Genomic DNA, 7,171 nt, shown 5'->3' with positions numbered 1-7,171 from the left:
GAGCGAGGGTAGCGGGCGGGACGGGCCGCGGACACACCGACGGCCCGCCCCCACGGAGAGGTGGGGACGGGCCGTCGGGTGGTGTGTCAGCCCTCCACGGGCTTCGCGGCGGCCGCGGTCTTGCGGNNTCCGCCGGGGCCTCCGGCTCCGGCGCGGCCGTGGTGGCCTTGCGGGTCCGGCGCGGCTTGGCGGCCTCGGTGGCCTCCGGCCCCTGGGCGGCCTGCGCCGGGATCTCGGCGACGGTCGTGGCGGCCTCGGTGGCCTCCGCGGTCTTGCGGGTGCGGCGGCGCGGCTTGGCCTCCGCGGTCTCCGCCGTGTCGACGGCCTCGGCGGCGGCCGCGGTCTTGCGGGTGCGGCGGACCTTCGGCTTCTCCTCCGCCGGGGCCTCCGGCTCCTGCACGGTGGTCGTGGCGGTCTCGGTGGCCTCCGCGGTCTTGCGGGTGCGGCGGCGCGGCTTGGCCTCCGCGGCCTCCGCCGTGTCGACCGCTGCCTCGGCCTTCTTGGCCGTGGACTTCCGCGTGCGACGCGGCTTGGCGGCCTCGGTGGCCTCCGGCCCCTGGGCGGCCTGCGCCGGGATCTCGGCGACGGCCGTGGCACCCTCGGTGACGGCCGTGGCGGTCTCGGCGGCCTCCGCGGTCTTGCGGGTGCGGCGGCGGGGCTTGGCCTCCGCGGCCTCCGCCGGCTCGGTGGTTCCCTCGACCGCGTCGACCACCGGCTCAGCGGCCGCGGTCTTGCGGGTGCGGCGACGACGCGGCTTCGCGGGCGCCTCGAGGGCTTCGGCGGCTTCGGGGGCCTCCACCGGCTCGGTGACTCCCTCGGCCGTCGTGACGGCGGACCGCGCCGGCTCCACGGGCTCGACCGCGGTCGCCGCGGCGGACGCCGTCTCGGCCGGGACCCCGCCGCGCATCCGGCGGCGGCGGCGCGGGGTGCGGGTGGCCGCGGCGGCCTCCGTCTCGTCGGCGCCCTCGGCGGCCGGGGTGGCGGACTGCCCGTCCGCCCCGTCCAGCGGCACGCCGTTCCGCGTCCGGCGGCGGCGACGCGGCGTACGGCTCGAGGTCTCCCGCTCGGCGGGACGGGAGTCTCCCTGCCCGCCCCGGCCATTGCGCCCGCGCGGTCCACGGCCGCCCGGCTCGCCCAGGTCCTCCAGCTCCTCCGCGTCCAGCCCGGCACGCGTGCGCTCCGAGCGCGGCAGGATGCCCTTGGTGCCCTCGGGGATGCCGAGGTCCGTGAACAGGTGCGGGGAGGTGGAGTACGTCTCCTGCGGGTCGCCGAAGTCCAGCTCCAGCGCCTTGTTGATCAGCTGCCAGCGCGGGATGTCGTCCCAGTCGACCAGGGTGATCGCCGTACCCTTCGCGCCCGCGCGGCCCGTCCGGCCGATGCGGTGCAGGTAGGTCTTCTCCTCTTCGGGGGACTGGTAGTTGATGACGTGCGTCACGCCCTCGACGTCGATGCCGCGGGCGGCGACGTCGGTGCAGACGAGCACGTCCACCTTGCCGTTGCGGAACGCGCGCAGCGCCTGCTCGCGCGCGCCCTGGCCGAGGTCGCCGTGGACCGCGCCGGAGGCGAAGCCGCGCTGCTTGAGCTGGTCGGCGAGGTCGGCGGCGGTGCGCTTGGTGCGGCAGAAGACCATGGCCAGTCCCCGGCCCTCGGCCTGCAGGATCCGCGCGACCATCTCGGGCTTGTCCATGTTGTGCGCGCGGTAGACGAACTGCTTGGTGTTCGCGACCGTCGCGCCCTCGTCGTCCGGCGCGGTGGCGCGGATGTGCGTGGGCTGCGACATGTAGCGGCGGGCGAGACCGATGACCGCGCCCGGCATGGTGGCCGAGAACAGCATGGTCTGGCGCCTGACCGGAAGCAGGTTGATGATCTTCTCGACGTCGGGCAGGAAGCCCAGGTCGAGCATCTCGTCGGCCTCGTCGAGGACGAGCGCCTTCACGTGCGCCAGGTTCAGCTTCTTCTGCCCGGCGAGGTCGAGCAGCCGGCCCGGGGTGCCGACGACCACGTCGACGCCTTTCTTCAGGGCCTCGACCTGGGGCTCGTAGGCCCGGCCGCCGTAGATCGCGGTGACGCGCACGTTGCGCACCTTGCCGGCGGTCAGCAGGTCGTTGGTCACCTGGGTGCACAGCTCGCGCGTGGGGACGACGACGAGGGCCTGCGGGGCGTCGGTGAGGTCCTCGGGCTTCGCGCGGCCCGCCTCCACGTCCACCGGGACGGTGACGCGCTCGAGGAGCGGAAGGCCGAAGCCGAGCGTCTTGCCGGTGCCGGTCTTGGCCTGGCCGATGACGTCCGTGCCCGACAGGGCCACGGGAAGCGTCATCTCCTGGATGGGGAAGGGAGTGATGATGCCGACGGCTTCCAGGGCCTCGGCGGTCTCGGGGAGGATCCCGAGCTCTCGGAACGTCGTAGTCAGGGTGCTGCCTCTTCTGTGTGCGCGGTGCGAGGCGAGCGCGGGGGTCGTGTAGGGACCGTGCCGGGGACGTCGGCTGCCTTACGGGCGATGCCGTAGGACACGGGACCACTGCCGACGCTCTAGCGCTCGTACCGCTGAGGGTTCCCTCCGATCGTCGTACGCGATGTGCCGTACGGTCAGGGAGGGCTGTCGGGTCGGAGCCGATCGGGCCACCGACCGGGCATCCTCATACGGGTGGCCTGTCGAGCACGTCGGAGTGCTCAGCAGGCGCATTACCACCATACCCCGGATTCGCGCACACGCCATGGCCGATTTGGTCACGTAGCCGTCGTCACACTGATCGTCCAAGGCCTTCCGGTGCCCGGCAAGCGGGTTATTGTGCGCTTCATGACGAGCTCTGACAAGCCTGACAACGCCGCGGACGCCCCCGAGACCCCTGCCGGACACACCGGCGTCGCCGCCATGGACTGGACGGCCGCCTCCGCCGATCCGCAGTACCGCGCCGCTGTCGTGGACCTGCTCGGTGCGCTCGCGTACGGGGAGCTGGCGGCGTTCGAGCGGCTCGCGGAGGACGCCAAGCTGGCGCCCACGCTGGCGGACAAGGCGGAGCTGGCGAAGATGGCGTCGGCCGAGTTCCACCACTTCGAGCGGTTGCGCGACCGGCTCGCCGGGATCGGGGAGGAGCCGACCCGCGCGATGGAGCCGTTCGTCGCCGCGTACGAGGGCTTCCACAAGCAGACGGCGCCCTCCGACTGGCTGGAGGGCCTGGTCAAGGCCTACGTCGGCGATTCCATCGCCAGCGACTTCTACCGGGAGGTCGCGGTCCGTCTGGACTCCGACACCCGTGCCCTGGTGCTGACCGTGCTCGACGACACGGGGCACGGCGGCTTCGCCGTGGAGAAGGTGCGCGCGGCGATCGACGCGGACCCGCGCGTGGGCGGGCGGCTCGCGCTGTGGGCGCGGCGGCTGATGGGGGAGGCGCTGTCGCAGTCCCAGCGGGTGGTCGCCGACCGGGACGCGCTGTCGACGATGCTCGTGGGCGGTGTCGCGGACGGCTTCGACCTCGCCGAGGTCGGCAGGATGTTCTCCCGGATCACCGAGGCGCACACCAAGCGGATGGCGGCGCTGGGGCTGGCGGCCTGACGCCGGACCGGCCGGTCAGGGCCCGCGTCGCCCCCGACGGCCGGTCAGACGGTCGCCGAGCGGCTTCGGAGTCTTCCCGCGGGGCGCAGCAGCAGTGAGAGGGAGGCCACGGAGACGGTCACCGCGCCGAGCAGGACCGTCAGCAGGTTCCCGGCCTCCAGCGCGGTGTGCGTGACGAAGGCGCCGAAGAGGGCTCCGGCCGCGCCGGTCGGCAGGACCAGGGTGCGGGCGGGGAAGCGGTGCGGCAGGCGGCGTGTGGCCGCCCACGCCAGAGCGAGGCCGAGGATCGCGGAGCTGAGCGCTTCCAGGAGCATGTCGGGGTTCCTCCCACACGGCCGGCCTGCTCATATCGGTCGTAGCCGGTATTACCCCTGACCTGCGAAACCCAATCCTTTCTGTAAGGGAGTCGTGTGCACTGCGTGAACGGCACGGGGGCGGCACGCGGAAGGGCCCGGTGGCACCGCACGCGGTGCCACCGGGCCCTTCCGCTCGCCGGTCGTCGCCTACAGTGCGCCGAAGCCCACCTTGCGCGGGGCCGGCTCGCCGATCTCGATGTACGCGAGGCGGTCGGCCGGGACCAGGACCTTGCGGCCGTGCTCGTCCACGAGGCTCAGCAGCTGCGACTTCCCTGCCAGCGCATCGGCCACCACGCGCTCGACCTCCTCGGCGCTCTGACCGCTCTCCAGAACGATCTCGCGGGGCGCGTGCTGCACGCCGATCTTGACCTCCACGGCTATGTCCCTCCGACGGTCAGTGAAGTGCGCGACCTTCCGCGCCGTACCAGCACACATTAGCCCGGTGAGGGGATGTACACGCTCCGCCCGGCCACGCCAGGAGCGAACAGCCGACGGGAACAAACGAGCGCCGGTGTCCGCGCGTGCGGTCAGTGCTGCTGGTCGTTGCCGTGCAGCGGGAACCCGGCGATGCCCCGCCAGGCGAGCGAGGTCAGCAGCTGCACCGCCTGGTCGCGCGGCACGCTGCGGTCGCTGTGCAGCCAGGACCGGGCCACCACCTGGGCGAGCCCGCCCAGTCCCGAGGCGAGCAGCATCGACTCGGCCCGCGAGAGCCCGGTGTCCTCGGCGATGACGTCGCAGATCGCCTCCGCGCAGTCGTTGGTGACCTTGTCGACGCGCTCGCGCACGGCGGGCTCGTTCGTCAGGTCCGACTCGAAGACCAGGCGGAAGGCACCGCCGTCGTCCTCGACGTACGCGAAATAGGCGTCCATGGTCGCCCGGACGCGCTGCTTGTTGTCGGTCGTCGACGCGAGCGCGTGGCGCACCGACCGGATCAGCGACTCGCAGTGCTGGTCCAGCAGCGCGAGGTAGAGATCGAGCTTGCCCGGGAAGTGCTGGTACAGCACCGGCTTGCTGACGCCGGCGCGCTCGGCGATGTCGTCCATCGCGGCCGCGTGGTAGCCCTGCGCGACGAAGACCTCCTGGGCGGCTCCCAGCAGCTGGTTCCGTCGGGCCCGGCGCGGCAGGCGGGTCCCCCTCGGGCGCGCCGCCTCTGTCTGCTCGATGGCTGTCACGCCGCCTCCCATTGTCGTCCACGTGCGGTGTGAACCGCGCCGCCATCGTACTTTTCGGTAACCGTGGTGTGCGCGGTGAGGGCGCAGAATTTCGCGGACCGGACAGCAACGAAGGCCGTACGGAAGGTTTCAAAAGGTGTCAGAGTGGGCAAAATGCGGCCTCTTTCCTGCTCGATGAGGCCCTTCTCGGCGCTCTCCTCACCGGTAGTCGTCCTCGTCGAGGGAGACGATCCTGGCCTGTTCCACCAGATCCGCCTCGTTGGCGCGATCGGGGTCGAGCTCGGTCAGCGGGTCGTCGCGGTCCGGCGCGACGTCCGCCTGCTGCTCGGCCGCGTCGGCCACGGGCGCCTCGACGTCGAACTCCTGGTCCTCGCGGATGTCCTCGTCCTCCTCGAAGGTCTCGGGGTCGGTCGGATCTACCGTCATGCCGGGCTCCCTTCCTACGAACGTCCCTGGAGAATGCAGGGGGCCACATGCGGGTGCCCTCTTTATGAGCCTAGGAGACACCCGATCCGGACGCTATGCGATCCGCGACCGGGACGTGACGCGCTGCGCAGGTGTCCCTGTGACGGCGAACACGTGAACCGCCGTGTGATCGTCTCGTAACATTGCCGCATGTCTTCGACCGAGCCGCCGTTCGTGCCGCCCGCGAGCGTGCTTCCCGAAGTGGCCGCCGTCAGGATCGCGGAGGGGGAGCGGCTCAGGTCGGTGGAGCTGCCCGGGATCACGCTGTCGGTCCGGTCGAGGCCGCCCGCGCGCGAAGGGCTGCCGCCCGCCCTCTACGTCCACGGACTGGGCGGCTCCTCGCTGAACTGGTCGGCGCTGATGCCCCTGCTGGAGGACGTCGTCGACAGCGAGGCGGTGGACCTGCCGGGCTTCGGCGACTCCCCGCCCCCGGACGACGGCGACTACTCCCTCACCGCGCACGCACGCGCGGTGATCCGTTATCTCGACGCCGCCGGGCGCGGTCCGGTGCACCTCTTCGGCAACTCGCTCGGCGGCGCGGTCGTGACGCGCGTCGCCGCCGTGCGCCCCGACCTCGTCCGCACGCTCACCCTCGTCTCACCGGCCCTGCCGGAGCTGCGCGTGCAGCGCACCGCCGTCCCGACGGGACTGCTGGCGGTGCCCGGGGTCGCACCGCTGTTCACCCGGATCACCCGGGAGTGGACGGCGGAGCAGCGGGTCCGCGGTGTGATGGCGCTCTGCTACGGGGACCCCGCGCGGGTGTCGTCGGAGGGGTTCCGCAACGCCGTGCAGGAGATGGAACGGCGGCTTCGGCTGCCGTACTTCTGGGACGCGATGGCGCGTTCCGCGCGGGGCCTCGTCAACGCGTACACGCTGGGCGGCCAGCACGGACTGTGGCGTCAGGCCGAGCGGGTGCTCGCGCCGACCCTGCTCGTCTACGGCGGCCGGGACCGGCTCGTCGGCTTCCGCATGGCCCGGCGGGCGGCCCGCGCGTTCCGGCACTCGAGGCTGGTGACGCTCCCGGACGCGGGGCACGTGGCGATGATGGAGTACCCCGGGGCCGTGGCCCTCGCCTTCCGCGAACTCCTCGCGGATGCAACGGATTCGGGGAACGAGGGGGATACTGGGGGGCCGGGCGCGAAGGGCGCCCCCGGTCCGGTCGCCGACACCGGCACGGACGAGGCCGGCGACGGCGGGGCCACCGCCGAGAACGTGAGGGGCTGAGGCGCGACGTGGGACGCCACAGCCGCCGTGGACCCGCCCCGAAGGGCGACACCGCGAACACCACCGCAGGACGGGGCGGCCGGGACGGCCGCGAAGCCTGCGAGCAGGTCGGCGGGACCCAGGGGCACGGGGCTCCGTACGGGGCGCCGCAGGGGACTCCGGCACACGGGCCCCCGGTCTATGGAGGGCCGCAGGGGTCCCCGGCGTACGGAGCGCCGGGACACGGTACGCCCGGCGGCGGGGGCGCCCCCCGCTTCGCCGACGGCACGCCCGCTCACGGCGTGCCCCACCTCCCGGCCGGATGGCTTCCGGACGGAACACCGGCGCAGGGTCTCCCGCGGTTCCCCGGCGGCGCCCCGGCGCACGGCGTTCCCCGCCCGCCGGACGGCACTCCCGCGCAC

Annotated in this window: 7 protein-coding genes; 2 read left to right on the top strand and 5 right to left on the bottom strand. The window is 73.2% G+C overall.

What is annotated here, in order from left to right; genetic code table 11:
• Positions 1 to 2,317, bottom strand: a 2,317-nt coding sequence (locus tag B7L92_RS31370) for a DEAD/DEAH box helicase (RefSeq protein ID WP_255311225.1), incomplete at its 3' end; no start/stop codon positions are given.
• 480 nt (positions 2,318 to 2,797) lie between these two features.
• Here B7L92_RS31370 and B7L92_RS31365 point away from each other — a divergent pair.
• Complete coding sequence (locus tag B7L92_RS31365) at positions 2,798 to 3,553, top strand: ferritin-like fold-containing protein (RefSeq protein WP_016824718.1); 756 nt, start codon at positions 2,798 to 2,800, stop codon at positions 3,551 to 3,553.
• A gap of 44 nt (positions 3,554 to 3,597) precedes the next feature.
• Here the strand turns inward: B7L92_RS31365 and B7L92_RS31360 are convergent, their stop codons facing one another.
• From B7L92_RS31360 to B7L92_RS31345, 4 genes are all read right to left on the bottom strand, one after another.
• Positions 3,598 to 3,867 carry a hypothetical protein gene (locus tag B7L92_RS31360; protein ID WP_081240709.1) on the bottom strand — a complete coding sequence of 90 codons (270 nt, stop codon included), beginning with the start codon at positions 3,865 to 3,867 and terminating at the stop codon, positions 3,598 to 3,600.
• Between the two features lie 189 nt (positions 3,868 to 4,056).
• Positions 4,057 to 4,284 carry a DUF3107 domain-containing protein gene (locus tag B7L92_RS31355; RefSeq protein WP_016824716.1) on the bottom strand — a complete coding sequence of 76 codons (228 nt, stop codon included), beginning with the start codon at positions 4,282 to 4,284 and terminating at the stop codon, positions 4,057 to 4,059.
• Positions 4,285 to 4,436: 152 nt separating this feature from the next.
• Positions 4,437 to 5,081 (bottom strand): TetR/AcrR family transcriptional regulator, encoded by a 645-nt coding sequence (locus tag B7L92_RS31350; RefSeq protein WP_004983700.1) that lies wholly within the window; start codon positions 5,079 to 5,081, stop codon positions 4,437 to 4,439.
• 198 nt (positions 5,082 to 5,279) lie between these two features.
• Complete coding sequence (locus B7L92_RS31345; RefSeq protein WP_016824714.1) at positions 5,280 to 5,507, bottom strand: Rv3202a family protein; 228 nt, start codon at positions 5,505 to 5,507, stop codon at positions 5,280 to 5,282.
• 189 nt (positions 5,508 to 5,696) lie between these two features.
• Between B7L92_RS31345 and B7L92_RS31340 the strand changes: the two genes are divergently transcribed.
• Positions 5,697 to 6,770, top strand: a complete 1,074-nt coding sequence (locus tag B7L92_RS31340; protein ID WP_081240708.1) for an alpha/beta fold hydrolase — start codon at positions 5,697 to 5,699, stop codon at positions 6,768 to 6,770.
• Positions 6,771 to 7,171: the final 401 nt, after the last annotated feature.

It is taken from the genome of Streptomyces viridosporus (assembly GCF_002078235.1).
Taxonomy (GTDB): domain Bacteria; phylum Actinomycetota; class Actinomycetes; order Streptomycetales; family Streptomycetaceae; genus Streptomyces; species Streptomyces viridosporus.
The sequence above is the reverse complement of the archived record's forward strand: the minus strand, read 5'-3'. Positions and strand labels throughout refer to the sequence as shown.

Excerpts from the sequence above, each read along its gene's own strand:
- B7L92_RS31365 (WP_016824718.1), top strand. The coding sequence starts at position 2,798 with ATGACGAGCTCTGACAAGCCTGACAACGCCGCGGACGCCCCCGAGACC.
- B7L92_RS31360 (WP_081240709.1), bottom strand. The coding sequence starts at position 3,867 with ATGCTCCTGGAAGCGCTCAGCTCCGCGATCCTCGGCCTCGCTCTGGCG.
- B7L92_RS31345 (WP_016824714.1), bottom strand. The coding sequence starts at position 5,507 with ATGACGGTAGATCCGACCGACCCCGAGACCTTCGAGGAGGACGAGGAC.
- B7L92_RS31340 (WP_081240708.1), top strand. The coding sequence starts at position 5,697 with ATGTCTTCGACCGAGCCGCCGTTCGTGCCGCCCGCGAGCGTGCTTCCC.